The 25,466-nt window shown below is 62.8% G+C and carries 25 protein-coding genes; 12 read left to right on the top strand and 13 right to left on the bottom strand.

Annotated features, from left to right (window positions below; translation table 11 throughout):
- Positions 1-84: 84 nt before the first annotated feature.
- On the top strand, positions 85-690 hold the full coding sequence (locus tag NKH83_RS23720; RefSeq protein WP_352807819.1) for a TetR/AcrR family transcriptional regulator: 606 nt from the start codon (positions 85-87) through the stop codon (positions 688-690).
- 25 nt (positions 691-715) lie between these two features.
- Here NKH83_RS23720 and NKH83_RS23715 read toward each other — a convergent pair whose 3' ends face one another.
- The 3 genes from NKH83_RS23715 to NKH83_RS23705 form a co-directional block, all read right to left on the bottom strand.
- Positions 716-1,306, bottom strand: coding sequence for a hypothetical protein (locus NKH83_RS23715; protein WP_352807818.1), 591 nt, complete (start codon positions 1,304-1,306; stop codon positions 716-718).
- Between the two features lie 52 nt (positions 1,307-1,358).
- Positions 1,359-2,258, bottom strand: coding sequence for a YadA-like family protein (locus tag NKH83_RS23710; protein ID WP_352807817.1), 900 nt, complete (start codon positions 2,256-2,258; stop codon positions 1,359-1,361).
- 427 nt (positions 2,259-2,685) lie between these two features.
- On the bottom strand, positions 2,686-3,819 hold the full coding sequence (locus NKH83_RS23705; RefSeq protein ID WP_352807816.1) for a helix-turn-helix transcriptional regulator: 1,134 nt from the start codon (positions 3,817-3,819) through the stop codon (positions 2,686-2,688).
- Positions 3,820-4,138: 319 nt separating this feature from the next.
- Here NKH83_RS23705 and NKH83_RS23700 point away from each other — a divergent pair, with 319 nt between their 5' ends.
- Together NKH83_RS23700 and NKH83_RS23695 are read left to right on the top strand one after the other, a co-directional pair.
- On the top strand, positions 4,139-5,914 hold the full coding sequence (locus NKH83_RS23700; RefSeq protein ID WP_352801463.1) for a tetratricopeptide repeat protein: 1,776 nt from the start codon (positions 4,139-4,141) through the stop codon (positions 5,912-5,914).
- 88 nt (positions 5,915-6,002) lie between these two features.
- Positions 6,003-6,923: a glycine--tRNA ligase subunit alpha gene (locus tag NKH83_RS23695; RefSeq protein WP_352807864.1), complete on the top strand. Its 921-nt coding sequence runs from the start codon at positions 6,003-6,005 to the stop codon at positions 6,921-6,923.
- Positions 6,924-7,025: 102 nt separating this feature from the next.
- Here the strand turns inward: NKH83_RS23695 and NKH83_RS23690 are convergent, their stop codons facing one another.
- Positions 7,026-7,199, bottom strand: coding sequence for a hypothetical protein (locus NKH83_RS23690; RefSeq protein WP_352807815.1), 174 nt, complete (start codon positions 7,197-7,199; stop codon positions 7,026-7,028).
- 275 nt (positions 7,200-7,474) lie between these two features.
- Between NKH83_RS23690 and glyS the strand changes: the two genes are divergently transcribed.
- The gene (gene glyS / locus NKH83_RS23685; protein ID WP_352807814.1) at positions 7,475-10,186 is read left to right on the top strand and encodes a glycine--tRNA ligase subunit beta; all 2,712 of its coding nucleotides are present in this window, start codon (positions 7,475-7,477) and stop codon (positions 10,184-10,186) included.
- Positions 10,187-10,221: 35 nt separating this feature from the next.
- On the opposite strand, the gene NKH83_RS23680 is transcribed toward glyS, so the two are convergent.
- Complete coding sequence (locus tag NKH83_RS23680; protein ID WP_254818414.1) at positions 10,222-10,611, bottom strand: hypothetical protein; 390 nt, start codon at positions 10,609-10,611, stop codon at positions 10,222-10,224.
- A 201-nt stretch (positions 10,612-10,812) separates the two neighbouring features.
- On the opposite strand from NKH83_RS23680, the gene NKH83_RS23675 reads away from it, so the two are divergent.
- The 3 genes from NKH83_RS23675 (at position 10,813) to NKH83_RS23665 (ending at position 13,994) form a co-directional block, all read left to right on the top strand.
- Positions 10,813-11,802: an L-threonylcarbamoyladenylate synthase gene (locus NKH83_RS23675; protein ID WP_352807813.1), complete on the top strand. Its 990-nt coding sequence runs from the start codon at positions 10,813-10,815 to the stop codon at positions 11,800-11,802.
- Positions 11,803-11,811: 9 nt separating this feature from the next.
- Positions 11,812-13,242 carry an FAD-binding oxidoreductase gene (locus NKH83_RS23670; RefSeq protein ID WP_352807812.1) on the top strand — a complete coding sequence of 477 codons (1,431 nt, stop codon included), beginning with the start codon at positions 11,812-11,814 and terminating at the stop codon, positions 13,240-13,242.
- Between the two features lie 185 nt (positions 13,243-13,427).
- The gene (locus NKH83_RS23665; RefSeq protein WP_023674094.1) at positions 13,428-13,994 is read left to right on the top strand and encodes a DUF6101 family protein; all 567 of its coding nucleotides are present in this window, start codon (positions 13,428-13,430) and stop codon (positions 13,992-13,994) included.
- Here NKH83_RS23665 and ubiA read toward each other — a convergent pair whose 3' ends face one another.
- Positions 13,995-14,978 carry a 4-hydroxybenzoate octaprenyltransferase gene (ubiA, locus tag NKH83_RS23660; protein WP_352807811.1) on the bottom strand — a complete coding sequence of 328 codons (984 nt, stop codon included), beginning with the start codon at positions 14,976-14,978 and terminating at the stop codon, positions 13,995-13,997.
- Positions 14,979-15,133: 155 nt separating this feature from the next.
- Between ubiA and purD the strand changes: the two genes are divergently transcribed.
- Positions 15,134-16,411 carry a phosphoribosylamine--glycine ligase gene (gene purD, locus NKH83_RS23655; protein ID WP_352807810.1) on the top strand — a complete coding sequence of 426 codons (1,278 nt, stop codon included), beginning with the start codon at positions 15,134-15,136 and terminating at the stop codon, positions 16,409-16,411.
- A gap of 21 nt (positions 16,412-16,432) precedes the next feature.
- Here the strand turns inward: purD and NKH83_RS23650 are convergent, their stop codons facing one another.
- Entirely contained in the window at positions 16,433-17,593 is a 1,161-nt protein-coding gene (locus NKH83_RS23650; RefSeq protein ID WP_502895611.1) for a glycoside hydrolase family 25 protein, read from the bottom strand.
- A gap of 121 nt (positions 17,594-17,714) precedes the next feature.
- A complete protein-coding gene (locus NKH83_RS23645; protein ID WP_254818419.1) occupies positions 17,715-17,945 on the bottom strand; it encodes a hypothetical protein in 231 nt (76 codons plus the stop codon).
- A gap of 225 nt (positions 17,946-18,170) precedes the next feature.
- Between NKH83_RS23645 and NKH83_RS23640 the strand changes: the two genes are divergently transcribed.
- On the top strand, positions 18,171-19,934 hold the full coding sequence (locus NKH83_RS23640; RefSeq protein ID WP_352807809.1) for an acyl-CoA dehydrogenase family protein: 1,764 nt from the start codon (positions 18,171-18,173) through the stop codon (positions 19,932-19,934).
- 53 nt (positions 19,935-19,987) lie between these two features.
- The gene (locus NKH83_RS23635) at positions 19,988-20,740 is read left to right on the top strand and encodes a crotonase/enoyl-CoA hydratase family protein (protein ID WP_352807808.1); all 753 of its coding nucleotides are present in this window, start codon (positions 19,988-19,990) and stop codon (positions 20,738-20,740) included.
- Positions 20,741-20,812: 72 nt separating this feature from the next.
- Here NKH83_RS23635 and NKH83_RS23630 read toward each other — a convergent pair whose 3' ends face one another.
- The 4 genes from NKH83_RS23630 to pdxH all read right to left on the bottom strand — a co-directional run bounded on the left by NKH83_RS23630 (position 20,813) and on the right by pdxH (position 22,508).
- Positions 20,813-21,028, bottom strand: coding sequence for a hypothetical protein (locus tag NKH83_RS23630; RefSeq protein WP_352476647.1), 216 nt, complete (start codon positions 21,026-21,028; stop codon positions 20,813-20,815).
- Positions 21,029-21,282: 254 nt separating this feature from the next.
- The gene (locus NKH83_RS23625; protein WP_254818423.1) at positions 21,283-21,576 is read right to left on the bottom strand and encodes a type II toxin-antitoxin system RelE/ParE family toxin; all 294 of its coding nucleotides are present in this window, start codon (positions 21,574-21,576) and stop codon (positions 21,283-21,285) included.
- A complete protein-coding gene (locus NKH83_RS23620) occupies positions 21,573-21,818 on the bottom strand; it encodes a CopG family ribbon-helix-helix protein (protein ID WP_352645874.1) in 246 nt (81 codons plus the stop codon). Before NKH83_RS23620 ends, NKH83_RS23625 begins: the two co-directional genes overlap by 4 nt.
- Before the next feature lie 72 nt (positions 21,819-21,890).
- A complete protein-coding gene (gene pdxH / locus NKH83_RS23615; protein ID WP_292663882.1) occupies positions 21,891-22,508 on the bottom strand; it encodes a pyridoxamine 5'-phosphate oxidase in 618 nt (205 codons plus the stop codon).
- Between the two features lie 39 nt (positions 22,509-22,547).
- Between pdxH and NKH83_RS23610 the strand changes: the two genes are divergently transcribed.
- Both NKH83_RS23610 and NKH83_RS23605 read left to right on the top strand, forming a co-directional pair.
- Positions 22,548-23,009: an RT0821/Lpp0805 family surface protein gene (locus tag NKH83_RS23610; protein ID WP_352645878.1), complete on the top strand. Its 462-nt coding sequence runs from the start codon at positions 22,548-22,550 to the stop codon at positions 23,007-23,009.
- Positions 23,010-23,109: 100 nt separating this feature from the next.
- Positions 23,110-24,036, top strand: coding sequence for a DnaJ C-terminal domain-containing protein (locus NKH83_RS23605; protein ID WP_352807807.1), 927 nt, complete (start codon positions 23,110-23,112; stop codon positions 24,034-24,036).
- Positions 24,037-24,719: 683 nt separating this feature from the next.
- On the opposite strand, the gene NKH83_RS23600 is transcribed toward NKH83_RS23605, so the two are convergent.
- Complete coding sequence (locus NKH83_RS23600) at positions 24,720-25,433, bottom strand: hypothetical protein (protein WP_352807806.1); 714 nt, start codon at positions 25,431-25,433, stop codon at positions 24,720-24,722.
- Positions 25,434-25,466 lie beyond the last annotated feature (33 nt).

Genomic DNA, 25,466 nt, shown 5'->3' with positions numbered 1-25,466 from the left:
TTATTTAATGATCGACAAATAATTGGGATTTGTAATCCGAAGTCAAGCGGATTATTTGTTGATCGATAAAAATTGGAGGTCGCAATGACGGGAAGGCCAAGGGAGTTCGACCGCGACCAGGCGCTGGAGAAAGCCCGGGACGCTTTCTGGAGACGTGGCTACGAGGGCACCTCGATGGCCGATCTCGTTTCGGCGCTTGGCCTCGCATCGGCGCGCATCTATGCCGCCTTCGGCTCGAAGGAGGATCTGTTTCGCGAAGCCGTGGGACTTTACGAGGCCAATGAGGGCGGCTTTGCCACGCGTGCGCTGCACGAAGAACCAAACGTCCGGCGCGTCATCGAGCGCATGCTTCGCGACGCCGTCGAAATCTATACGCGGCCGGGGCAGCCGCAGGGCTGCATGGTGGTGACGGCCGCCACCAATTGCGCCGTCGAAAACGACGCCGTGCAGCAATGGCTGGCGGAGCACCGGCTGGCGCGTACCGCATCGATCATCGAGCGGTTGAAGCAAGCGGTGCGCGAAGGCGAATTGAAGCCGGGTACCGACGCCGAGACGTTGGGTGATTATTACGCCACGCTGATGCACGGCCTTTCGGTGCAGGCACGCGACGGCGTGCCGAAAAAGCGGCTGCACGATCTTGTCACCGTCGCCATGCAGGCGCTCGACGCAAGCCTTTCGCAAACGTCCTGAGTTCCGGGGCCGTTACGTCTGGCCCTCACTTGCCGGATTTCTCGGCGGCTTTCCTGGGAGTGACCGCCGCCGTCGGCGGCTCGGGCGGTTCGGCAGAGACAGCTTTCGGCGGTTCCGGCTCCGTTGCCGGGGCTTCGGGGCCGGCCTTGCTGAGCGCAACCGAGATACCGAACACCTTCCATTGCCGCTCGACCGGCGCAAAAAGAAGCTCGAAATTGACCTGCATCGGCACTGAGGGAAAGAAACCGGCCATATGCAGCATGCCGTTCGGCTCGATCTGCGGCAGCAGCGTCAGCTGCGGCTCCAGCACCGCGACGCCGCCGAGGTCGATGCCGTCATTGCGGTGGCCGGCGAAGATCTCAGCAAGCTTGGCGGCATTGTTGGCCTGGAAGCCCGGCGCGCCGAGGTCGCGCAGGACCGTATAGTTGCCGGTCCTGTTGGCCTGGTCGAGCGCCAGCAGCGAAGTACGCACCAGGATCAGCACGCCGTTGCGGTCGATATTGGCCGGCTTCGGCACTTGCGGCTTGGCCGATTTCTGGGTTTTTGACGTTTGCGCCAAAGCAGGCGGGACAAGCTGCGGAACGGCCGTCGTCAGCATCAAGGCTGCCAGCAACATTCTGCCCCCCGGCCGCACCGATTCCGGCAGCATCGAGCTCATGCCGGCTGCATCAGTTCAGTGTCCACGATGCGCCGACGCTGACGCCGACATCGCCGCGGTTTGTCGAGGCCGACACGGCGGCGTTGAGGCGGAAATCCAGGCTTGGGTTATAGCCGAGGCCGAGCGCCAGGCCCGATTGACCTTTGAAGTGGCCAAAGCCGCCGGCCAGCGACAATTTGCCTGGCCTGTCGTCGTAACGCAGGCCCGCCGTCGCCAGGGCAAGCGCCGTTCCGGCCCGGGCTTCCGAGCGGTTTTCGCTGACCTGCTCGCCAAGATCCTGCAACCCGCCCTCCAGCGCCCCGACGCGGCCGTCGAGCAGGGCGATGTTCGCCTCGTTGATCGTGGTGCGGCTGTCGAGGCTGAAGATTTGCGCGGTGTGCAGGTTGAGCGTGTTGGTGTTGTCGGTGATGCGCGTCTCATGGTCGGCGAGCTGCGCCGTATGGTTGCCGACCGTCGTATTGAGGGTGTTGATCTGGTTGGTATTGTTGGTGATGCGCGTCTCGTGATCGGCGAGCTGCGTCGTGTGCCCGCTGACCGTGGTGTTGAGCGAAGCGATCTGGGTGGTGTGGGCCGCCACGTCGTCCGCCAGCCCTTCGATCTCGTCGATGTTGACGGAAGCCGTCGCCAAATTGCCTGCCGCGTCGGATGTCACCAGATATTTCGTGCCGCCCTGGGCATTCTTGCTCTCAAAGCTGTTGATTCCCGCCAGAGTATAGGTGTTGACTTCCCAGCCGATGGCGACCTGACCGGCGCGGGTCGCCTTCACATTGGCCCCGATGGCGATGGAGTTGTTGAAATCGGCGTGTGCTCCCCAGCCGAGAGCTACGCTGTCGGATCCTGCCGCTTGAGAACCATTGCCGACTGCCGTGGCGATGTCCCCCGGAGCAAGGGCGACAAATCCGCATGCCATGCCTGTGGGTGACGCGCCGGCGAAGCCGCCGCCACCCCCGACCTCTTCGCATACAAAAGCAGAGGCTGGTGATGGTATCGAGCCCAGAGTCAGCCCTGCGAAAAGCGCTCCGCCTGACAAGTATCTCTTCCAAGAATGCGTCGTCAGGTGCCGCCCCTCCGGCCCGTCCGCTCTCAAAGAAAAATTACTCTTCCTGCGACCTGTCATTGCAGACCCCCTTCTTCGACGCCGCCATGCGGGCGGTATACCCAATCCTTGTTCGTCACGGCGGAGCTTTGAACGTCGCGATCAGCGCTCAAGATGGTGCGGCGGCAAGCTCCAAGATTTGCATATCATGCATGAAGACCGCGGCAGCCTGACAAGTCGGCAAATGCCTACAAGCCAGGGAAAAGACTCAGCTTTGCAGAGCTAACGACACCTGCTGTTGTCATCGTGCAACACCGGAGCTGACCGCTGCCGACCTCACGGGAACGGCCGCGCTTTTCAGCAGTGCCATCAGCTGGCTTTGACGGTTGGTTCCGGTTTTTCGGAAGATTCGATCAAGATAGATGCGAGCCGATTTGACGGCGATGCCGATTTCTACCGCGGCCTGCTGTACGGAACGGCCGGCGGCAAGCTCGATTGCGAGCCGGGCTTCTGCCGGCGTCAGGTCGAACAGGCCGGAAAGGATATTGGGCGATGGGACGGTCGTACTGATGCTGACCGCAGTCGCGGCGACGAGAATGTCGGCGCCCGAAAAAATGTCATACGCGGCGCGGCGCAATGGCAAAAGATGGACGATCAGCGCGGGCCGTCCCTTCGTGCCCGGAACAGGGATAGATCGCACGACGCGATTATCCTGGTTGTGCGCGATGGCTTGCTGGAAAAGTGTGTTTGCCGGTTCGTCGGCGAGCGCCATGCCGCCATGGGCCAAGGCGACGAACACGTCCGCCATGTCTTCCATAAGGCCGTTGGCCGTCAGCACGCGGCCCGATCCGCTCATGACTGCCGCCGGCAGCCCGATCTCGCTTAGAACTGACACGGCGGTCCTGGCCCGCTCCAGGCCGAGGCGCCCGGCGACAAGACCGGCCCGCGCAAAATGCGGCCTCAGTCCGTTCAGCAGGTCGATCGCGATCTGATCATGCTTCTCGCCCTTTAGCCAGCGCGGGAAGGCGAGCAGGACAAGCTCTCCGCTGGGCATGGGAATCGGCGCGAAGGCAGGCGATGTGACGCCGAATCTTCTTGCTGAGGCATCCACCGGATCGCGCTCGATCTCTTCGCCGGTCATGAGATCGTCCATCCGCACAAAACTTGCAGGCTGAGTGCTGAAGACGCGCTGTACGGACTGGGACAGATTCCAGTTGCCCTCGGCCATGATCGCGTCGAGCATCGGCTGGAGATGAGCATTGCCAAGCGCGCGAAGCGGTGAATGATCGCTGACCACGAAAATCGCACCGCCCGCCGAGCGAGTGAGCGCGCTGATCGCCTCCAGCGTCTGCGGCCATAGCTCGGCCGCGAACGCGGCTTCGTAGATCCGATCTACGATGGTGAAGGCTTCTTCATTGTGCGGCAGTTCCGGCATCGGCGCCCCCATGGCTGGCGAAGCAAGAATTGAGGACACATCTTGCCACGCATAATTGTGTCGCGGAAGCTTTCAGCCCCGGCTTTACGGATCGCTTACGGGCGTCCCCAACGGCGCTGCGCAGGGCAATACAGAAGGGCGCCTTGCGATCGAGCGTCGCGGTTGAGGCTCTTTCGGCATGGTTTATGAATTGCTTGACCCGATTGTGAATTCGGGCCGGGTTGAAGCGTGACCCCAAAAAGGCCATGCTTTACCTGTAAAGATCGAGTCTACGGCGATCCCGCTGACGCGGAGATGGCGTTTGGCTGAAAGGGATATGATGCGGCAAGGATATGCGCGCTGGCTGACGGGGCTGGCAATCGCGACGGGCATGGCGATCTCGGCTTTGCCGGCGCATGCCAGACAGACCGCCGAGCCGGTCAGGATCACATCCTTCTCGGGAGCCTATCTCGCCGCGCGGATCGCCGAAGGCGATAACGACCTCGACAGCGCCATTTCCTATTACAAGCAGGCGCTTGCGTTCGATCCGAACGATACTGGACTGCAGCAGAGCCTGATGCTGTCGCTGATCGCGCAGGGTCGCTTCGACGAGTCCCTGGTCTATGCCGACAAGCTCAAGGCGGTTCCCGACGTCGAGCGCTTCTCGCGCCTGGCGCTGGCCATCGATTCCTTCCACAAGAAGGATTTCTCCAAGGCCGAATACTGGCTCAAGCTGTCGCTCGAATCCGATCTCGACCGGCTGATCTCCGGCGTCATGACCGGCTGGGCCAAGCAAGGTGAGGGCGACGCCGGCGAGGCCATGGCTTCTATCGACAAGCTGCAGGGCCCCGACTGGTTCAGCCCGTTCAAGTCGTTCCACCGTGCCTTGATTGCCGACGTCTCGGGCCTGCCCGACAGGGCGGATGCGCTCTACACCGCCACCCTGCAAGACACGGCCGCTGGCGGTGCGGCCCCCGAAACCTGGATGCGCAACGCGCAGGCCTACGCCTCTTTCCTCGCCCGCAAAGGCGACAAGGCCAAGGCGCTGTCGGTGCTCGACAAGGCCGAGGCGTTTGCGCCCGGCAAGGTCGAGATTGCAGCGCTTCGCGACAAGATCAACAAGGGCGAAAAGATCGAACCATTCGTTGCCGGTCCCTCGGACGGCGCCTCGGAGATCCTGCTCGATCTCGCCACCGCGCTCAACCGCGGCGGCGGCGAGCCGTTCGTGCGGCTCTATCTGCGATATGCCCTGGCGCTGCGGCCCGGCAACGACGCGGCGCTCGTTCAGCTTGCCGCCGTTGCCGAGCAGTTGAAAGACGGCGAGGGCGCCATCGCGCTCTATCGCCGCATTCCCGCCGGCTCGCCGCTGAAGGAGCTTTCGGACCTGCAGCTTGGCCTCAATCTTGCCGATCTTGACCGCAATGACGAGGCGATCGCTCACCTCAAGGCCATCGTCGATGCGCATCCAGACGACATGCGCGCCTATCTGGCGCTCGGCGGCGTCTATTCCGCGAAGGAGGATTTCCGCTCCGCCGCCAATCTTTACGACAAGGCAGTCGAGGTGCTGAAGACGCCGACCGCCGCCAACTGGAACATTTTCTACCAGCGCGGCATCGCCTATGAGCGGCTGAAGGAATGGCCGAAGGCCGAGCCGAATTTCCGCAAGGCGCTGGAGCTCTACCCCGACCAGCCGCAGGTCCTGAACTATCTCGGCTATTCCTGGGTCGACAAGAACATGAACCTCAAGGAAGGCCTCGCGATGATCCAGAAGGCCGTCGACCTGAGGCCGAGCGACGGCTACATCGTCGACTCGCTGGGCTGGGCCTATTACCGCCTTGGCCAGTTCGACGACGCGGTGCGCGAAATGGAACGCGCCGTTTCGTTGAAGCCGGAGGATCCGGTGCTCAACGATCACCTCGGCGACGCCTACTGGCGCGTCGGCCGCAAGCTGGAAGCCACCTTCCAGTGGAACCAGGCCCGCGACCTGAAGCCGGACCCGGATGTGCTGTCCGCCTTGCAGCAAAAGCTGATGAAGGGCCTGCCGCCGATCGAATCCAACACGGCGCAGGAAACCCCCAAGGTGAAGCCCGAGCCGGCGCCCGCCCCGAAGGGGTGACCCCTTTGCCTTGACGGTCGCGGAGCGGCACTCTACGAGGTGCCGCATCCCGCCGGAGGCCGCCGTGACCATTGATATCCCTGCCCACATGCATCCCAGCCGCTCGTTCCAGGGGCTGATCCTGACTTTGCATAATTACTGGGCGGACTATGGCTGCGTCGTCCTCCAGCCTTACGACATGGAAGTCGGCGCCGGCACATTCCATCCGGCCACGACATTGCGCGCGCTCGGCCCAAAACGCTGGAACGCGGCCTATGTCCAGCCGTCGCGCCGCCCCAAGGACGGCCGCTATGGCGAGAACCCGAACCGGCTGCAGCACTATTACCAATACCAGGTGATCCTGAAGCCCAATCCGCCCAATCTGCAGGAGCTTTACCTCGGCTCGCTGGCCGCGATCGGCATCGATCCGCTGCTGCACGACATCCGCTTCGTCGAGGACGACTGGGAAAGCCCGACGCTGGGCGCCTGGGGGCTGGGCTGGGAGTGCTGGTGCGACGGCATGGAGGTGTCGCAGTTCACCTATTTCCAGCAGGTCTGCGGCATCGAATGCGCACCGGTAGCGGGCGAGCTCACTTACGGGCTGGAGCGGCTGGCCATGTATGTGCAGGGCGTCGACAATGTCTACGACCTCAATTTCAACGGCCGCGAAGGCGCCGACAAGGTGACCTACGGCGACGTCTTCCTGCAGGCCGAGCAGGAATATTCGCGCCACAATTTCGAATTCGCCAACACCGCGATGCTGCTGCGTCATTTCGAAGACGCCGAAGCCGAGTGCAAGGCGCTGCTACAAGCCGGCGCGCCGGCGTCGAACGACAATGTGGCGATGCACAGGATGGTCTTCCCAGCCTACGACCAGTGCATCAAGGCCAGCCACGTCTTCAACCTGCTCGACGCACGCGGCGTCATTTCCGTCACCGAGCGCCAGAGTTACATCTTGCGGGTGCGCAATCTGGCCAAGGCCTGCGGCGAGGCGTTTCTGCTGACCCAGGCGGGCGGAATGGCGGCTTAAAGCGCGTCGCGTTCGACCGGCCTCATGCGACGCGCTTTAGATTCTCATTTTCATGCATGTCGTTATCGCAAAACCGCTGCACACTTTTGCGCGACATGCACATTAGCTCCAGGCGATTTCGACAGGAGCGCTGATTGGCAACGTGCCTCGGCCGCTGGAACCGGCCATTGTCCGCAGCGCTTGCCTGACGCCGGGCATCGAGAACGTGCCATGCACCTGTGCTGTAAAACAGGCGCTGAGCGCGAGGATCTGCAGGAATGTCGATGCCGTTTTCATGGTCGTCCAGCCAATAGCTCTCTGCCTGAGCGTTGGTCGCTTCAGCGCTGCGTTCGGTTCATGGAAATCTTTGATCCAAGGACGGGCGGACCGGTGCGTGTCCGACAGGCGGCTGAATTTTTTCGGAAATCGCCGTTGGACGCCTGATCGTGCTGGCCCGATCTTGCTGGGAAGGGTGACAGCAGCCGACCGAGTTGCTATGCCCCGCTTACCTCCGCCTCGATGGGGGAGGACGCCGCGAAGCGGCGGCTGTTTTTGTCGCGTGAGCTCTTTCAATGCCTGACCTGCTTCTAGAACTTCGTTCCGAGGAAATCCCCGCGCGCATGCAGCGCAAGGCGGCCGGCGACCTGAAGAAGCTTTTGACCGACGGTCTGGTCGAGGCCGGGCTAACCTATGAGGCGGCGCGCGAATATTGGACGCCGCGCCGGTTGGCGCTCGACATCCGCGGCCTGACCGCGCGCTCGAAAGACATCAGCGAGGAGATCAAGGGCCCCTCGACCAAGGCGCCCGAGCAGGCGGTGCAAGGTTTTCTACGCAAGGCCGGCCTTGCCTCGATTGCCGACGCGCATGTTCATTCCGATCCGAAGAAGGGCGACTTCTACGTCGCCCATATTGCCAGGCCGGGCAGGCCGGCGGAGCAGATCATCGCCGAGCTGGTGCCGGGCATCATCCGCAACTTCCCCTGGCCGAAATCGATGCGCTGGGGGCCGGCTTCGGCCAAGCCCGGTTCGTTGCGCTGGGTGCGGCCGCTGCAATCGATCCTGTGCACCTTCGGCCCCGAAACCGCGGAGCCGGTGGTGGTCGAGTTCGAGATCGACGGCATCCGTTCAGGCAATGTCACCTACGGCCACCGTTTCCATGCGCCGGGCGCCATCACGGTGCGCCGCTTCGATGATTATGTCGCCAAGCTTGAGGCGGCCAAGGTCGTGCTCGATGCCGACCGGCGCAAGGAGATCATTCTTGCCGATGCCAGGAACCTCGCCTTCGCCAGCGGGCTCGACCTCGTCGAGGACGAGGGGTTGCTGGAGGAAGTGTCGGGCCTGGTCGAATGGCCTGTCGTGCTGATGGGCGAATTCGAGCAGGATTTTCTGACCATTCCGGCCGAGGTGATCAGGCTCACCATCCGCGCCAACCAGAAGTGTTTCGTGACGATGCGCCAAATCTCCCCCTCAAGGGGGGAGATCAGCCAGTCGCCGCTCTCCAACCGCTTTATCCTGACCGCCAACATCGAGGCCAAGGACGGCGGCAAGGAGATCGCCCACGGCAACGGCAAGGTGGTGCGCGCGCGCCTGTCCGACGCGCTCTATTTCTGGAAGACCGACCAGGGCGACCTGCCGGATCTCGACCAGTTGCAGGCATCGGCGGAAAAGTTCGGGCTCGATCTGAACAAACCGCTCGACCAGCGCATGGCCCGCCTCGACCATCTCGGCGTCACCTTCCACGCCAAGCTCGGCACGCAGGGCGAGCGGGTGGAGCGCATCAAGCGGCTGGCGGAAGAACTGGCGCCGGTCGTGGCGAGTTCAATCTCCCCCCTTGAGGGGGAGATGGCCGGCAGGCCAGAGGGGGTCGCTTCGGCTGGCGCGACGCGATCTGGCCTTTCGAAGAAAGAGGAAGTCGGCGCTCCACGCGAGCCGACCCCCTCTGTCGCCTTCGGCGACATCTCCCCCTCAAGGGGGGAGATTACCGCGCTGGCGCGTCGCGCTGCCGTTCTGGCCAAGGCCGATCTCACCACCGAAGTCGTCGGCGAATTCCCCGAGTTGCAGGGTCTCATGGGCCGCAAATACGCACTGCTGCAAGGCGAGCATCCCTCCGTCGCCGCCGCGATTGAGGAACACTACAAGCCGCAGGGACCGTCCGATCGCGTACCGACCGATCCGGTTTCGATCGCCGTCGCGCTGGCCGACAAGCTTGATACGCTGGTCGGGTTCTGGGCCATTGATGAAAAGCCGACGGGATCGAAGGACCCCTATGCGCTGCGGAGAGCGGCGCTGGGCGTGATCAGGATTTTGGTCGAGAATGGGATTCAGTACCGACTTTTGCGGTTACCTGTCTACGAGGTCATGGAGCCTACCTATCAACCACGTGCCTCCGTTCTCGATGATCTTACTTCCGATGATTTTTACCGAATTGATTTCGACAATATGATCGACTCAATCGAGGAAGATCAGGTCGACCAAGTCGATCGCGACTTGCTGGAAAAAACAGTCAGATTCGCGCGCCGGAAATTTGATCTTGAGAAGTTCGAAGATTCAAAATCTGAAGAAGATGGTTCGCGGTATCACGTTGAGATCAAAGGTCCGGTTTTCGATTTTGCCAACCCTCACCGCGACCTCCTCGCCTTCTTCCACGATCGCCTAAAGGTCTATCTCCGCGACCAGGGCGCGCGGCATGATCTGATCGACGCGGTGCTGGCGGCAGGTTCGCGCCCAATCTCCCCCCTAGAGGGGGAGATGTCGGCGAAGCCGACAGAGGGGGGCGCTGTCCCGCCAGCCTCTCATTCTGTCGCGCCCCCCTCTGCCCTGCCGGGCATCTCCCCCGCAAGGGGGGAGATTGGCCTATCGCAAAACGACGACCTCCTGCAGATCGTCCGCCGTGTCGAGGCGCTCGGCTCCTTCCTCGACACCGAGGACGGCAAAAACCTGCTTGCCGGCACCAAGCGCGCGGCCAACATTGTGGCTGCCGAAGAGAAGAAGGGGACGGCGATCGCAAGCAGCGTTGAGCCGGCTCTGTTCCGGGAGAACGCCGAAAAAACCTTGTTTGCGGCGGTCAATCAGGCCGAGAGGCAAGCCGGCGAAGCAATTGAAAACGAAGACTTTTCCGCCGCCATGCTGGCGCTTAGCGTGTTGCGCGAGCCAGTTGATTCATTCTTTGAGAAAGTCCTGGTAAACGATGAGGACCAGGCGGTGCGCGCCAATCGCCTGGCATTGCTCGCCCGCATCCGCGCGGCGACGGACCGGGTCGCCGATTTCTCGAAAATAGCCGGCTGACATCCGCGAAAAAATCATCGCTTGTGCTTCAGGCCCTATTTGGGCTGGTCGGGAGCTGCTAGCGGCGCAGGCTGCGGCGCGGCCGGCTCAGGGGTTTTGCTGGCGACCTTTGGATCGGCCTTGCTGTTCGCGGCGGGCGCGGCAGCGGTGGCCGGCGCGGCTTTGGGCGCGGGCGTTGCAAAGGCATCGCCGACGATACCGCCGCGAATGATCATCGGGCTTCCGTTGAAGCCATGACTCGGCTGGCTCGGGATTGCCGCGACCTTTTCATCGGTGACGTTTTCATTAATGTCAGGCAACGGCGCGCCGAGCGCGACGATCGACGGTGTTTTCGCCCGTTCGAGCGCGCCGACACTTACCACCGACGGCGTTGCAGTCGTCTGCCCGACAAAAACCAGCGATGAAGCCTGCGCCGTGCCGGCCATAACCCCCAGGCCAAGCGCACCAACGATACGCATCGAAAACATGATAGGTCCCCTTGTCCAAGAAGACGGCACCCTAGCCGAGGGCAATTGATGCCGGCTTGCGAGGAAGCATAGCATTTTAGCGATTTGCGATTCGCCAACGCCTGGGCTTGCCCGCCCGGCGTCGCCGTATTAGGCACCCGCATCCGTGAGGTGACGACAGTGGCTGAAATTCGTGCCGTCGACGAGGCGATGGAAAGGGCGTTGGCGCTGCTCGAGAGCGGCGATGTCGTCGCCATCCCGACCGAGACCGTCTATGGGCTGGCCGGCGACGCGACCAACGGCGTTGCCGTGGCTCGTATCTTCGAAGCCAAGGGCCGACCTCGCTTCAACCCGCTGATCGCCCATATTGCCGATCCGGCGATGGCCGAGCGCATCGCGCTGTTCGATCCGCTGTCGGAAAGATTGGCGCAGGCATTCTGGCCGGGGCCGCTGACACTCGTGCTGCCGCAACGGCCCGGCAACGGCATTCATCCGCTGGTCACCGCAGGGCTGGACACCATCGCGCTGCGCATGCCGAAAGGCTTTGGCGGCGAGCTGATCGCCAGGTTCGGTCGCGCGCTGGCGGCGCCCAGCGCCAATTCCTCAGGCAGGATCAGCGCCACGACGGCGGAAGCCGTGGCCGCCGACCTCGGCCCCAGGATCAAGCTGGTGGTCGATGGCGGCGCGACGCCGGTCGGGCTGGAATCGACCATCCTCAAGGTCGAAACTGGAAAGCTGCGGCTGTTGCGGCCGGGCGGTATTGCCGCCGGAGAGATCGAAGCGGTCGCTGGGATGAAGTTGCTGCGCGGCGCTTCGGGCATCGAGGCGCCCGGCATGCTCGCCTCGCACTATGCACCAGGTGCGGCGGTGCGGCTCAATGCTGCGGAGGTCACACCGGGCGAAGCCTTGCTGGCCTTCGGCCGCAGCCGTGCCGAAGGCTGGCGCGATGCAGCCGCACTGCGCAATTTGTCGGAGACCGGCGACCTGCGCGAGGCAGCGAGCAATCTCTTCGCCCATCTGCAGAATCTCGATCGCAGCGGCGCCAGAACCATCGCCGTCGAGCCGATCCCGTTCGACGGCTTGGGCGAGGCGATCAACGACAGGCTTTCGCGCGCCGCCGCCCCGCGTGACAAGATCGCCCCTCGTGACAAGATGGATTGGGCACCATAGTTTCCACCCATGAACGACATTTCCCCCGACCTCGACCCCGCCGTCGTCGCGCGCTTTGCGGCAATCGTCGGCGACAAATATGCGCTGCGTGATCAGCAGGACATCGCACCGTACCTCGCCGAGCGGCGCGGACTTTGGCACGGCAGGACGGCGCTGGTGCTGAGGCCGGGGACCGTCGAGGAGGTCAGCCGCATCATGCGGCTGGCGACCGAAACCGGCACGCCCATCGTGCCGCAAAGCGGCAACACCGGGCTGGTCGGTGCCCAGGTGCCCGACGCATCCGGCCGCGAGATCGTGCTGTCGCTGTCGCGGCTGAACCGCATCCGCGAAATCGATACGCTGTCCAACACGGTGACGGTCGAAACCGGCGTCATCCTGCAGACGCTGCAGGAAGCGGCCGATGCCGCCGACCGGCTGTTTCCGCTGTCGCTTGCCGCGCAAGGTTCCTGCCAGATCGGCGGCAATCTCTCCTCCAACGCCGGCGGCACCGGCGTGCTTGCCTACGGCAATGCGCGCGAGCTGTGCCTCGGCGTCGAAGTGGTGCTGCCGACCGGCGAAGTGTTCGACGACCTGCGCAAGCTGAAAAAGGACAATACCGGTTACGATTTGAAGAACCTGTTCGTCGGCGCGGAAGGCACGCTCGGCATCATCACCGCCGCCGTGCTCAAGCTTTTCCCCAAGCCCAAGGGGCGCGAGGTGGCGTTTGCCGGCCTGTTATCGCCGGAGGCGGCACTGTCGCTGTTCAGCCTGGCGATGGATCGTGCCGGGGCAGCGCTCACCGCCTTCGAGCTGATCGGCCAGAGGCCCTACGACTTCACGCTTGCCCACGCGCAAGGCGTGGTGCGGCCGCTGGCCGGCGATTGGCCGTGGTATGTGCTGATGCAGATCTCGTCGGGCCGTTCGGCCGACGATGCCAGGGCCCTGATCGAGGAGGTGCTGGAGGCAGGCCTCGAGCAAGGGATCGTCGGCGATGCGGTGATCGCGGCAAGCATGGCCCAGGGCGACGCGTTCTGGAATTTCCGCGAGGTGCTGCCCGAGGCGCAGAAACCGGAAGGTGCCTCGATCAAGCACGACATCTCGGTGCCGGTGGCGTCAATTCCGCCCTTCATCGAAAAGGCCGCCGGCGCCGTGCAGTCGGTCAGTCCCGGCGCACGGGTAGTCTGCTTCGGCCACATGGGCGACGGCAATCTGCACTACAACATCTCCCGGCCGGTCGACGGCGATGACGAGGCGTTTCTCGGCCTTTACCACGTCATGAACAAGGCCGTGCACGACGTCGTGCGCTCGTTTCATGGCTCCATCTCAGCCGAGCACGGCATCGGCCAGTTGAAGCGGGACGAATTGATCGCGACGGCACCGCCGATGACGATCGAGCTGATGCGCAGGGTGAAAGCCGCGTTCGACCCGGCCGGCATCATGAATCCCGGTAAGGTTATCTGATCCTTTCGCCGGCCTGCGCCGGTTCGCAATCCGATAACCATCCGCCCCGGATCAGCAAAATTTAACCGACTTTCTTAAGCGCGAGGATAAGAAGCTCGCGCTAATGTTTCTCCACAACGAGGCTGGGAAAACCGGCCCGGAGAACCGGAAACACCGGCTCTCAGGAGAAACAGGAAAGGCACGACATGAACACTGGACTGAAGCCAGTCTGGGCCGGGCGCAATATGCGCCTTGATCCATTCCGCCTGCCGCAGGTGGTGAGCTACGCGACGCGTGACGACTATGGCGACGTTACCTTCACCATCGACCAGCGCGGCGCGGTTATCCGCCGCACGCTGGAGATGAGCGGCGTGCCGGCGATCATCGCTCTGCCCGCCAACGCGTTTCGCGGCGTCGCCGCCCGCGCCATGGAGGATCCGGATGGCAATGTCACAGTGACGCTCGAGCTTCTGCACAACGACCCGATGCTGTCGGTGCCGCTGCTGGTCGCCGACGATCTCGACGATGTCGCCGCCGACTGGCGCGCCTGGGCCGACGCCTACCGCCTGCCGATGCTGCTGATCGAGGCCGACGGCATTGCCCGCACGCTGGAAGAATCGCTTGGCGCCGCCATCAAAGCGCTGCCGGCGCAGGACCGCCGCAAGGGTCGCGTCTCGACCATGCGCCGCCCGCGCTTCCTCGCCCGCCGCCGCGCCGGCGATCTCGGCCTCAGGCTGGTCATCGGCGGCGAGGAGCTTATTTCGCGGGAGTAGCTAAACCAACGGCTTCAGCGCCACCCAGGCCGCGCCGCCGATCAGGCCGAGGAAGATCAGCCAGCCGACCTGGTTGTTCGATCTGAACAGCCTCAGGCACTGGTCCGGATCGTCGATGTCGAGCACGGCGATCTGCCGCGCCATATGCGCGCCGGCGGCGATCAGCCCGGCGAGCGCCGGCACCGGTGCCTGCGCCGAGGCAAAGGCAATGGCGAAGCAGACCAGCGCTCCGCCATAAAGCCCGGCCAGCCAGGCTTTGGTGTTATCGCCGAACAGGCGCGCCGTCGAGCGCACGCCGACGATGGCGTCGTCTTCCTTGTCCTGATGCGCATAGATCGTGTCGTAGCCGATCACCCACAGAATCGAGCCGATGTAGAGCATGATTGCCGGCCCATCGAGATCGCCGAACTCGACCGCCCATCCCATCAGCGCTCCCCAGGAAAAGGCAAGGCCGAGAACCAGTTGCGGCCAATTGGTATATCGCTTCATGAACGGATAGATGGCGACGATGACCAGCGAGCCGATGCCGAGCGAGATGGCAAAGCTGTTGAACTGCAAAAGCACGGCGAGGCCGACCAGTGCCTGCAGGACAACAAACATCCAGGCCTGTCGGCGCGTGACCTTGCCGGCCGGCAGCGGCCGCGAGCGCGTGCGTTCCACCTGGTTGTCGATGTCCTCGTCGACCAGGTCGTTGTAGGTGCAGCCGGCGCCACGCATGGCGAACGCACCGAGAAAAAACAGCAGCAGGTACCACGGCGACGGCAGCAGCGAGAGCAGCGGATCCGTCGGACGCGGATAGGCGCTCGCGGCAAGTGCAGCCGACCACCAGCATGGCCACAGCAGCAATTGCCAGCCGATCGGCCGGTCCCACCGGGCAAGCTGCGCATAGGGCCACAACCCCCGCGGCAGCGCGCGATAAACCCAGTGGCCGCTCGGCGCATCGGCGACGCGGCCTTGGGCCGCTTTCGACTGGACGGTTTCCATTTTGCTGAAGTGGCAGCAGAGGCGAATGCCGTCAAGCGTCAAGCAGCCCCGCACGCTCGCCACGCGCAATCGGCGCTTCGGCAGCCAAATGTCTTGACCCGTCGGGCGCGGCGCAATAGCGCAGTCCTGGTCTTGGAATGACGAGGAATCTGGGCATGCGTGTTTTACTGATCGGCTCCGGCGGACGAGAACATGCGCTGGCCTGGAAGATGGCGGCGTCACCGCTGCTGACCAAACTCTATGCGGTGCCTGGCAATCCGGGGATCGGCCGCGAAGCCGAACTGGTGAGGCTCGATATTGCGGATCACAAGGCGGTGGCCCGGTTTTGCCGCGAGAATGAAATAGACCTCGTCGTGGTCGGGCCGGAAGGGCCGCTGGTCGCCGGCATTGCCGACGACCTGTGCGCCGAGGGCATCCGCGTCTTCGGCCCGTCAAAGGCGGCGGCACGGCTGGAAGGATCAAAGGGTTTCACGAAAGACCTCTGCGCCAAATACGGCGTCCCGACCGCCGCCTATGGCCGCTTCGGCGATCTGGCTTCGGCCAGGGCGTATGTCGAGAAGACGGGTGCGCCGATCGTCATCAAGGCCGACGGCCTAGCTGCCGGCAAGGGCGTCACCGTCGCCATGACGCTTGACGAGGCGCGGACCGCGCTCGACGCCTGTTTTGATGGCTCCTTCGGCCAAGCCGGCACGGAAGTGGTGGTAGAGGAGTTTCTCGTCGGTGAAGAAGCAAGTTTCTTCTGCCTGTGCGACGGCACCACCGCGCTGCCCTTCGGCACGGCGCAGGACCATAAGCGCCTCAGTGACGGCGACACCGGCCCGAACACCGGCGGCATGGGCGCCTATTCGCCCGCGCCGGTGATGACGCCGGAGATGATCGACCGAACCATGCGCGAGATCGTCGAGCCGACCATGCGCGGCATGGCTGAAACAGGCGCTCCGTTTTCCGGCGTGCTGTTCGCCGGGCTGATGATTACTGACAAGGGGCCGAAGCTGATCGAATACAACACCCGTTTCGGCGACCCGGAATGCCAGGTGCTGATGATGCGGCTGAAGGACGATCTGCTCGTCCTGCTCAACGCCGCCGCTGACGGCCAACTGGCGCACACCTCGGTGCGCTGGCGCGACGACGCGGCGCTCACCGTGGTGATGGCGGCCAGGGGTTATCCCGGAGCGCCGGAAAAGGGCTCGGTCATCCGCGGCGTCGAGGCGGCGGCGGGCGAGGGCGTCGAGATATTTCATGCCGGCACCGCGATAAACGGCGGCGCACTCGTCGCCAATGGCGGTCGCGTGCTCAACATCACGGCGACCGGCCGCACCGTCGGCGAGGCGCAGAAGAGGGCTTACGCCGCGCTCGACAGGATCGACTGGCCGCAAGGCTTTTGCCGCCGCGACATTGGCTGGCTGGCACTGGCGCGCGAGCAGTCGAACTGACGCTTCAGGCGGCCTCCGGCTTCAGTGCAGGCCGCTGTAGAATTCGGTCGAGACGGTGCTGACCGCACCGGCGGCGGAGACAATTCCAGGGTCCGATGCCGCACGCTTTTCGTTTCGCATCCAGGCAACATATTCGGCAATCCCGCGGGGAAGGCTCGGCGCCGTCTTGGCCGTAGGCATTTGAAAACCGCTGCTGAATTTGGCCAAGCGCGTTCTAAATACCGCGACCAGTTGCTCGAGGCTCGGGGGTGCTGCCACGGTGGCGTAGGTCATGGCAGCGCCGGCGAGCCCCGCCTCGCGTGAGAGCGGCACCGGTATCAAGGCGAGATAATCCGGCTGCACGTCGATCAGGCCGCCGAATGGCCACTGCGCGCGCAATTCCGTCGCGTTCATCGGCGCGACGCTGACGTCGATATCGTTGGGTGTGCCCGCGACCCGGTAGGGACAGCGGAATCGGCCGCAATTTGCTCGCGCCGAAAACTGCCAGAGCGCATAGCCCTGCCAGTTGCCCATCGGAAAATGCAGGCCGATGTCTGGCTTGTAGCGCGCATACCACAGCGGCAGCCGGGACAGGAGCGGGTATTTATACTTGTTGTCGGCGATATGCCGGGCTGTCGTGCCGTTGGTGTAGAGCACCGGAAAGCGGCCAACCCGACGATGCACATGGCGCACGAATTCCTCGGCATCCTCGAGCGACATCCATTGGGTGGGATCATCGTCCTCGATATCGAGGGCAAGCAGGTCATCCGGCCCGGGTTTCACGAAATTGATGAAATTATTGGCCTGTCCCACGGGGTTGCCGGGGCGGGCGAGATGATAGGCACCCCATTTCAGGCCCAGTGCCTTGGCCACCACCTTGCGCGTCTGGAACAGTTCCTGTGCCATCGCATGGCGTTTCCAGAGCGTCTTGCACAGCCGCAGCTCGGTCTCGTCGCCGAAACAGAAATAGGGTGGCGGCATTCCGTCCGATGCCTTGTTGATGAAGCCGACAAGACGCTTGTCGGCGGCTAGCCGGGTCCAGTCGATGGAATTGTATTCGTAGGCGTCGACGACCAGCGCCCGGTCCGCATCCTTCCAAGGTTCGGCGAAATCCGAGGCCTTTGCCGGCGTCAGCGCCAGGGTCATCGCGGCCGCGACAAGGAGGAGCGCTGAGCGGACAAGGGGGCGCGCCGACGTTTTCAAGCAGCAGATCCTTGCTGGCCAAAGTCAAATCCTGAACCGCCATGGTTAAGGAAATGCTCTCGATCGCGGCCCGGGGATGCCACGGCTCGGACAGCTTCTCCGTCGATGGTTTTGATGGTCGTCAATGTCGAGAGCGGGTTTGAAACGGGTCGGGCGCCGGCACTTGCGACAGCGTTCCCGCCGTCTCGCGCTTACGGTGATGGGCGAGCGAGCATTGCGGCGAGCACAATATGCCGCGATCAGACCAATAGGCTGCTCCGTTCTCCATCTTACCTTCGTGGTAGCAAAAACCGGCCGCCCGGTAGGGCAGGCCGCATTCGATGCAGCGATAGGCGTCAGGTCTGGCGAGCACGGGCGGTCCGATCCGGTGTTCCTGATTCCGCCGGTCGAACTTATCCCGGCTTTTGCCGAATTTAGCCTGCGTCGCAGGAATTGGCAAAATCCGCGTGACAAAGTTTGACGTTTACGTAAAAAGAAGATCGCCTGGGAAGCCGAAAGCAGATGATTTTGCCTCGGCACGGGTCTTAAATAGACCCTTCCGGACTGAGGGCGGCCGGACGGAGGAGGAGCGAGCGCCATGTATCGGGCACCGGTCGAGGAAATCGCCTTCACCCTGAAGCATGTCGCCGGCTTGAAGCCGACGCTCGATGCCGGCACCTTTGGCGAACTCGGCGAGGACCTCGTCGACGCCATTCTGGCCGAGGCCGGCCGCTTCGCCAGCGAGGAGGTCGCACCGCTCTACACGATCGGCGACCGGCACGGCGCGGTACTCGACGGCGCTGCCGTCACTACCCCGCCCGGCTGGAAGGAACTTTATCGCCGCTGGATCGGCGGTGGCTGGAATGCGCTGTCGGCGCCGGAAGCGTATGGCGGCCAGGCGCTGCCGGCCATGCTCGGCGTCGCCGCGCTTGAAATGTGGAACTCCGCCTCGATGGCGTTCGGCATCGCCCCGACGCTGACCATGGGCGCGGTCGAAGCACTCGACAAGCATGGTTCGCAGGCACTCAAGGCCAGATATCTGGAAAAGCTGGTCTCCGGCGAATGGATGGGCACCATGAACCTGACCGAGCCGCAGGCAGGCTCGGACCTGAATGCCTTGCGAACCCGCGCCGAACCGGCCGGCGACGGCACCTACCGGATCTTCGGGCAAAAGATATTCATCACCTATGGCGAGCACGATTTCACCGACAACATCATCCATCTGGTGCTGGCGCGGCTGCCGGACGCACCGCCCGGCACGCGCGGCCTGTCTTTGTTCCTGGTACCGAAATTCCTCGTCGGCGACGATGGCGCGCTGGGCGCACGAAACGACGTCTTCTGCTCCGGGCTGGAGCACAAACTGGGCATCCACGCTTCGCCGACCTGCACGATGATCTATGGCGAGGGCTTCGAAGGCAGCAGGCCCGGCGCGATCGGCTGGCTGGTCGGCGAGGAGAACAAGGGCCTCGCCTGCATGTTCACCATGATGAACAATGCGCGCCTTGCCGTCGGCATGCAGGGTGTCGCGGTCGCCGAGGCAGCGACGCAGAAGGCGCTCGCCTATGCAAACGACCGCCGGCAAGGCAAGGCGGCGAGCTATCGCGGTGCCGGCATGGTGCCGATCGTGCATCACCCTGACATCCAGCGCAGTCTTCTGACCATGAAGGCGCTGACCCAGATTGCCCGCGCCATCTGCTATTCCTGCGCCCACGCCATCGATCTCGCGTCGCGGAGCGAGGATGCAAAGCACTGGCAGGAGCGCGCCAATCTCTTGACGCCGCTGGCCAAGGCGTTTTCCACCGATGTTGGCGTCGAGGTCGCCTCGCTTGGGCTGCAGGTGCATGGCGGCGTGGGGTTCATCGAGGAGACAGGGGCTGCAGCGCTTTATCGCGACGCGCGCATTGCACCCATTTACGAAGGCACCAATGGCATCCAGGCGATCGATCTGGTGACGCGCAAGCTGCCGCTCGGCGGCGGTCGGCATGTGCATGGCTACATCGCCGAGCTCAAGGCCGTCGCCGATGCGGTGCAAGCGTCGAACCTTGAAGGCTTTGGCCGCACCGCCGATCGCCTCGACCAGGCGCTTGATGACCTGTCACAGGCGAGCCGTTCCCTGCAAGACCTGCAGGCCGAAGGCCGTCCGGACGAGGCGTTGGCCGGCGCCACACCTTATCTCAGGCTGATCTCGCTTGCCGCCGGCGGCGCCTATCTGGCGCGCGGCGCGCTTGCCGACCAAAGCCGAATCGCGCTGTGTCGGTTCTTCGCCGAAAACCTGCTTGGCGAAGTGGGCGCGCTCAAGGAGCGCGTCATCGGCGGCGCCGACAGTCTTGCCGTTGCCGGCAAAGCGCTGATTTCAGCCTGACGTTCGCACGCGCCGAAATTCACAAAGGCCCGAAATTCACAAAGGACCAATCCGTGACAGACCACATCCTCGTCGAACGCCAGGGTGCCATCCAGATCATCCGCATGAACCGTCCGGACAAGAAGAACGCCCTGACCCGCGCCATGTACGCGACGATGTCGGCGGCTCTTGCCGGCGGCGACGCCGATCCGGCAATCCGCGTCCATGTCTTTCTCGGCGTGCCCGGTGCCTTCTCGTCCGGTAACGACCTTGCCGATTTCATGGTCGTCGCCTCGGGCGGCGAAAGCGGCACCGAAGTCTGGCATTTCCTGATGGCGCTGGCCAAAGCGGAGAAGCCGATGGTTTCCGGCGTCGACGGCATTGCGGTCGGTATCGGCACCACGCTCAACCTGCATTGCGACCTGACCTTCGCCACGCCGCGCACAATGTTCCGGACGCCCTTCGTCGATCTCGGCCTTGTGCCGGAGGCAGGATCGAGCCTGCTCGCACCGCAGATACTTGGCCGGCAAGGCGCCTTCGCGCTGCTTGGCCTCGGCGAGGGCTTTTCGGCCGAGCGCGCCAAGGCCGCCGGGCTGATCTACGAGGTGGTCGAGGAAGAGGCACTCGAAGCATCGGTATTGGCGGCGGCGGGCCAGGTCGCTGCCAAACCGCCGCAAGCGCTAAGGATCGCGCGCGACCTGATGCGCGGCTCGCGCGACGACCTTGTCGAGCGCATCGGCAAGGAAAGCCAGCATTTCCGCGAGCGGCTCAAATCCGAGGAGGCCCGCGCTGCCTTGACGGCCTTCATGGCCAGGAAAAAGGCCTAGACCATCTGGCCTTGTCTCGCATCGTGGACCCGCCGGCAGCGACCGGCGGGCGGTTTCGCCACGCTCTCTTTGTCACATCGCCATTTTTTTACATTCGGCCTGGGCCTTTGCCGAAGACGTGTCGATCATGAATGTCTTGCCTTTGGCGTCGGTCATCAACATCATGCAATGCTTGATCGGTTTCGCCATTTTCATCATTTCGGCGCTCATCTTCGCGTCTGGCATCATGGTGCCCATATGCCCATCGGGCATGATCGCCATGACCTCCCCACCCTTCATCATCGTCATTGTCCCCATCGCCTCCTCCGCAAAGGCTTGCGAAGCGAAAAAGCCGGCAAGACCGGCTATCGTGACCAACCTGAGTGAATGCATTGCTTCCTCCTGAATTTGCGCCAGCGGCGCGTTGAGCCCTTTCCTGGTTCGTTGCGGCACGCTGGAACGTTTCACGCACACGAGATCGTGATCGTGGGATTGGAAACGCCAGGTCTCTATAGCCCGGCATGGGTCGCGCAGGAGCCTGATCTCCTGTGTCTCGATGCGACTTACATGGTCTGCGGCCAGCGCTGCGCGGCGTGCATGACGGTGAGGATTTCGACAGTTTCGCCGTCGATGCGACAAGGGACGATATACGGCACATCGACCAAGACGAGTTCCCGTGTCCCCTTGATGCGCCCGATGCGCCCCATCGCCGGCTGTTCGGTGAGATGTTCCGCCGCCGTTACGATACGCGCAATGATCCTCGCGGCCGCCTCGGGATTGTCTTTCTCAACATGCGTGCCGATTTCATCAAGCCGCCGCAACGCCCGCTTGGTCCAGCGGATTCGCTTATGGCTCATGCCTGGCGGGTGGATTTAACGTATTTTCTAACGACAGCCTCTACGTCGCTGGCACCCGCAAAATCGCCTTGCGAGGCTTCAGCCAATCCTGCCTCTATCTCGGCGAGTTGCCATTCCTCACGGGCTACAAAATCCTCAATGGCCTTCGCAGCCACGTAGGAGCGCGAGCGGTCGAGCTTCTCGGCAAGCCGGTCTAGCCGGTCTGCAGTTTCGTCACGAACGCGCACGGTAAAAGCCGTCATGGCCACATTCCTCTGGTTCACTATGATTATTAGTGAACCAAAGTGGTTCGTCAAGGATTGCCGCATCGTCCTCTACGGATAAAGTCTCACCTTGTCCCAGCCGCCCTCGGCGTTGCGCGAAAAGACGACACGGTCGTGCAGCCGGAACGGACGGTCGTGCCAGAACTCGATGGTCTGCGGCACGATGCGGAAGCCCGACCAGTGTTTTGGCCGCGGGATGTCGCCGATCGCGTGGCGCGCCGTATATTCGGCGACCGCCTTTTCCAGCGCGAAGCGGCTTTCCAGCGGCCGCGACTGCTTGGACGCCCAGGCGCCAATGCGGCTGCCGCGCGGACGGGTCGCATAATAGGCATCGGCTTCGGCGTCGGTGACGATCTCCACCGGGCCGCGCGCCCGCACCTGCCGGCGCAGCGATTTCCAGTGGAAGCACATCGCCGCTTTCATGCTGCCCAGGATCTCACGGCCCTTGGCGCTCTCGAAATTCGTGTAGAAGACGAAGCCACCTTCATCGAACCCCTTGAGCAGCACCATGCGCACATTCGGCATGCCCTCGGCATCGACCGTCGCCAGCGCCACGCTGTTGGGGTCGTTGATCTCGCTCTTCGTCGCGTCGTCGAGCCACGCCGCAAAAAGCCGGAACGGCTCCGCTGCCTCGGTAAAGTCACCGCTTGTTAACCCGGTTTCGCTCATAGTTTTCCCAAATTTATCGCCGGCTGGGGAGATTGCCGATTGTCGCGTATCGCGCAAGCTTTTGACAGTGGGCAATGGAGCGTTATCGCTTCGGCCAGTGCCAAAGCCATGATCGTGACAATCATCCTGCCGCTTGCCGCCTGTGGCGGGGGCGGCTTCAGCCTGGAGCAGACGGAGGTCGACCGCTCGATACTGACCTCGAGCACGCCGGCCTCGGTCACGCCGCTCGATCAGGACCGCGCCTCCGACCAGGCCACGATCCGCAACGCCGTGTCCTCCGCCGACGTTGAGCAACTGGCCGGGCAGGCCGTTCCCTGGGCGAATGCCGACACCGGCTCGCGCGGCTCCATCACCGAGCTCGCGGAATTCAGGGCTAACGGCGAGACATGCCGTCGCTTCACCGCTTCACGCGAGAGCTTCGACGGCGTCGCGCTGTTCAAAGGCGAAGTATGCCTGGCCGGCGGCAGCGCCTGGCGAATGCAGGATTTCAAGGCGCTCTGATTTTCCGCCGGAGACATAGTGGTAAGCCACTGGAATTTCTTCCTATGCAAGCGCATATAGGAGGCGATCATGGAACCACTCCTTCTCCAGGGCAGTAAGCATGCGCGACCCCTATGAGGTGCTGGGCGTTGCCAAGAACGCATCGGCCAAGGACATAAAATCGGCGTACCGGAAGCTCGCCAAGAAGTATCATCCGGACCAGAATCCGGATCCCAAGGCAAAGGAGCGTTTTGCCGCCGCCAACCAGGCTTACGAGATCGTCGGCGACGAGAAGAACCGGGCGGCTTTCGATCGCGGTGAGATCGACGCCGAAGGCAAACCGCGGTTCCAGGGTTTCGAAAGTGCGGCCGGCGGCGCCGATCCTTTCTCCGGTTTCCGCCGGCAGCAAGGGCCGGGCAGCGCGCATTTCGAATTCCGCACCGGCCGTCCCGGCGGTGATCCGTTCGACGGCAACAGCGACATCTTCAGCCAGATCTTCGGCGATGCTTTCAGCCAGCAGCGCGGAGCCGGCATGGGCGCCGGCCGCCGGATGCCGACCGCAGCCGACCTCAACGTCACGCTGGACGTCACCATCGAGGAGGCCGCAACCGCCCAGAAGGTGACGGCGATGTTCCCCGACGGCCGCAAGGTGGCGGTCAAGTTGCCGGCCTATGTCGAGGACGGTCAGACCATCCGGTTGAAAGGCCAGGGTGAGCAAGGACCGGGGCAGCCGGGCGATGCACTGGTCAAGATACGCTTCCGCCGGCACCCGCGCTACCGCGTCGAGGGCCGCGACCTGCATGTCGACCTGCCGGTGGAACTGGCCGATGCGGTGCATGGCGCCAAAGTGGCGGTCGAAACCCCGACCGGCAGGATTGCGGTCAATGTTCCCCCTTGGTCGAGCTCGGACAAGGTTCTGCGGCTGAAGGGCAGGGGCCTGCCGGAAAAGGCCGGCGGTCACGGCGATCTCTACGCGCATGTGCGACTGATGCTGCCGGAAGGCGGCGACGCCGAGCTCGAGGCGCTGATGCGTCGGCGAAAGGGCTGACAGTCGAAAAGGCTGGCGCTAATACCGTGTGGGAAAAGCGGGCTTGCGGACGCTTCTGCTATACACCGAACGTCTTGATTGGGCCAGGAGCGTTGTCGCCGAACTACTGCTCAGACGTCGCGTTTGGGCCGCTTCCTGCCTGTCCGGTTTCGGCGGTAGCATTCGAAAAGCGGACACACTCGTTGTACTGGCGCGACAGCTAAAATGCCGTTTGCCGCACCACGGCAAGGATGCCGAGGCCTCTCGGATATCGATGTGATGAATCCTTTCGCGTTCGTGTCGACAGGATTTAATGATCTCGGCCAGCGGTGACAACGACAAGCATTGCGTTGCGCTCGGATACCGCTACTTTCCCCCGGGAACTTGGCCTGGGTACAACCGTGAAAACATCAAAAATCACCGCCGTCGATTCTTCGACGATCTTGGAGGTAGGGCCACGGTGGGGAACTCCCGTCGCCAGTTATGTGGCCGAGCCGATGCGCCCGACGTCCGCCCTCTAGACCGAGGACAGCCCCGAGACGCAGACACGGAAGGCCGGTACCCAACCCGCGGATGAGAGTCTGATCAACCGTCGTCTCTGAGCTCCACCCAGCCCTGTGCAGCTTCAGCCGATCCGACTGCATGGCAAACCTGCCAAGCAGGCGAGCCTTCCTTCCTTCAACCTTGACAGGAAACATGAGAGACTAGTCGTTCAGCTTTCCGCCACGGTGTCCCATCGTCATCTTGGATGCGTACATCGTCGGTGAACGCTTGCCTGGAAGGTTCGCCTCGAGGACGATCTGTTCGACAAAGCCCTGGTTCATTTCGAATTCCACGCATTCGTCAAGCTTATCGACAATCCAGAGCATATATTTCTCTGGGCCATGCTTATCATGTTTATTAAATTTCTTATCATATCCGCAATCGTCGAGAGGTATCATTTGAGGGAGAACTGGAAGAAGCATGATCTTCGGTTTTGGAAGATCAAAGCAATGTCCCTCATATGAATACCCGACAATAACTCCAGATGACAGTACCTTTCCGCTCTTATATGCTTCATCGAATGACACCACTGTAGAAATCACGATGAATCCGATATTTCGCACGGCTAAGGAAATCTGAGTCGCGTAGCCAAACTCATCGGGGAATCCGCTGATTCTTCGATTTGCAATCAAGTTAAGAAATTGTTCATTTGTAACTTTTGAATCACTCAATTGCTGCAGAAATTGGTCATTTTGACTTACATCATCCGATTGTGATCGAACTGATATTGCAAAGTCTGCGCTCTCAAGGTTTTTTGGATGATTGGGGTAAACAAGATCACCGCCGCCCGGGGCGATACCGTAAAGCCTGACCTGTGTTGCGTTGTAAGCGCCTGATGGAAACGTCAGTGTCGGTCGGTGATAGTCGTCGCTCATTTTCCTCGCTCCTTTTTGTTGCAATCGATCGGT

The sequence above is a fragment of the Mesorhizobium sp. M0909 genome (genome assembly GCF_040319515.1).
Lineage (GTDB): Bacteria > Pseudomonadota > Alphaproteobacteria > Rhizobiales > Rhizobiaceae > Mesorhizobium.
This window is presented reverse-complemented; position numbering and strand designations above follow the sequence as displayed.

What these genes read in the sequence shown, in the direction of transcription:
- NKH83_RS23720 (WP_352807819.1), top strand. Translation starts at nt 85, where the DNA reads ATGACGGGAAGGCCAAGGGAGTTCGACCGCGACCAGGCGCTGGAGAAA.
- NKH83_RS23715 (WP_352807818.1), bottom strand. Translation starts at nt 1,306, where the DNA reads ATGTTGCTGGCAGCCTTGATGCTGACGACGGCCGTTCCGCAGCTTGTC.
- NKH83_RS23710 (WP_352807817.1), bottom strand. Translation starts at nt 2,258, where the DNA reads ATGGCATGCGGATTTGTCGCCCTTGCTCCGGGGGACATCGCCACGGCA.
- NKH83_RS23705 (WP_352807816.1), bottom strand. Translation starts at nt 3,819, where the DNA reads ATGCCGGAACTGCCGCACAATGAAGAAGCCTTCACCATCGTAGATCGG.
- NKH83_RS23700 (WP_352801463.1), top strand. Translation starts at nt 4,139, where the DNA reads ATGCGGCAAGGATATGCGCGCTGGCTGACGGGGCTGGCAATCGCGACG.
- NKH83_RS23695 (WP_352807864.1), top strand. Translation starts at nt 6,003, where the DNA reads ATGCATCCCAGCCGCTCGTTCCAGGGGCTGATCCTGACTTTGCATAAT.
- NKH83_RS23690 (WP_352807815.1), bottom strand. Translation starts at nt 7,199, where the DNA reads ATGAAAACGGCATCGACATTCCTGCAGATCCTCGCGCTCAGCGCCTGT.
- glyS (WP_352807814.1), top strand. Translation starts at nt 7,475, where the DNA reads ATGCCTGACCTGCTTCTAGAACTTCGTTCCGAGGAAATCCCCGCGCGC.
- NKH83_RS23680 (WP_254818414.1), bottom strand. Translation starts at nt 10,611, where the DNA reads ATGGCCGGCACGGCGCAGGCTTCATCGCTGGTTTTTGTCGGGCAGACG.
- NKH83_RS23670 (WP_352807812.1), top strand. Translation starts at nt 11,812, where the DNA reads ATGAACGACATTTCCCCCGACCTCGACCCCGCCGTCGTCGCGCGCTTT.
- NKH83_RS23665 (WP_023674094.1), top strand. Translation starts at nt 13,428, where the DNA reads ATGAACACTGGACTGAAGCCAGTCTGGGCCGGGCGCAATATGCGCCTT.
- ubiA (WP_352807811.1), bottom strand. Translation starts at nt 14,978, where the DNA reads ATGGAAACCGTCCAGTCGAAAGCGGCCCAAGGCCGCGTCGCCGATGCG.
- purD (WP_352807810.1), top strand. Translation starts at nt 15,134, where the DNA reads ATGCGTGTTTTACTGATCGGCTCCGGCGGACGAGAACATGCGCTGGCC.
- NKH83_RS23640 (WP_352807809.1), top strand. Translation starts at nt 18,171, where the DNA reads ATGTATCGGGCACCGGTCGAGGAAATCGCCTTCACCCTGAAGCATGTC.
- NKH83_RS23630 (WP_352476647.1), bottom strand. Translation starts at nt 21,028, where the DNA reads ATGACGATGATGAAGGGTGGGGAGGTCATGGCGATCATGCCCGATGGG.
- NKH83_RS23625 (WP_254818423.1), bottom strand. Translation starts at nt 21,576, where the DNA reads ATGAGCCATAAGCGAATCCGCTGGACCAAGCGGGCGTTGCGGCGGCTT.
- NKH83_RS23620 (WP_352645874.1), bottom strand. Translation starts at nt 21,818, where the DNA reads ATGACGGCTTTTACCGTGCGCGTTCGTGACGAAACTGCAGACCGGCTA.
- pdxH (WP_292663882.1), bottom strand. Translation starts at nt 22,508, where the DNA reads ATGAGCGAAACCGGGTTAACAAGCGGTGACTTTACCGAGGCAGCGGAG.
- NKH83_RS23605 (WP_352807807.1), top strand. Translation starts at nt 23,110, where the DNA reads ATGCGCGACCCCTATGAGGTGCTGGGCGTTGCCAAGAACGCATCGGCC.
- NKH83_RS23600 (WP_352807806.1), bottom strand. Translation starts at nt 25,433, where the DNA reads ATGAGCGACGACTATCACCGACCGACACTGACGTTTCCATCAGGCGCT.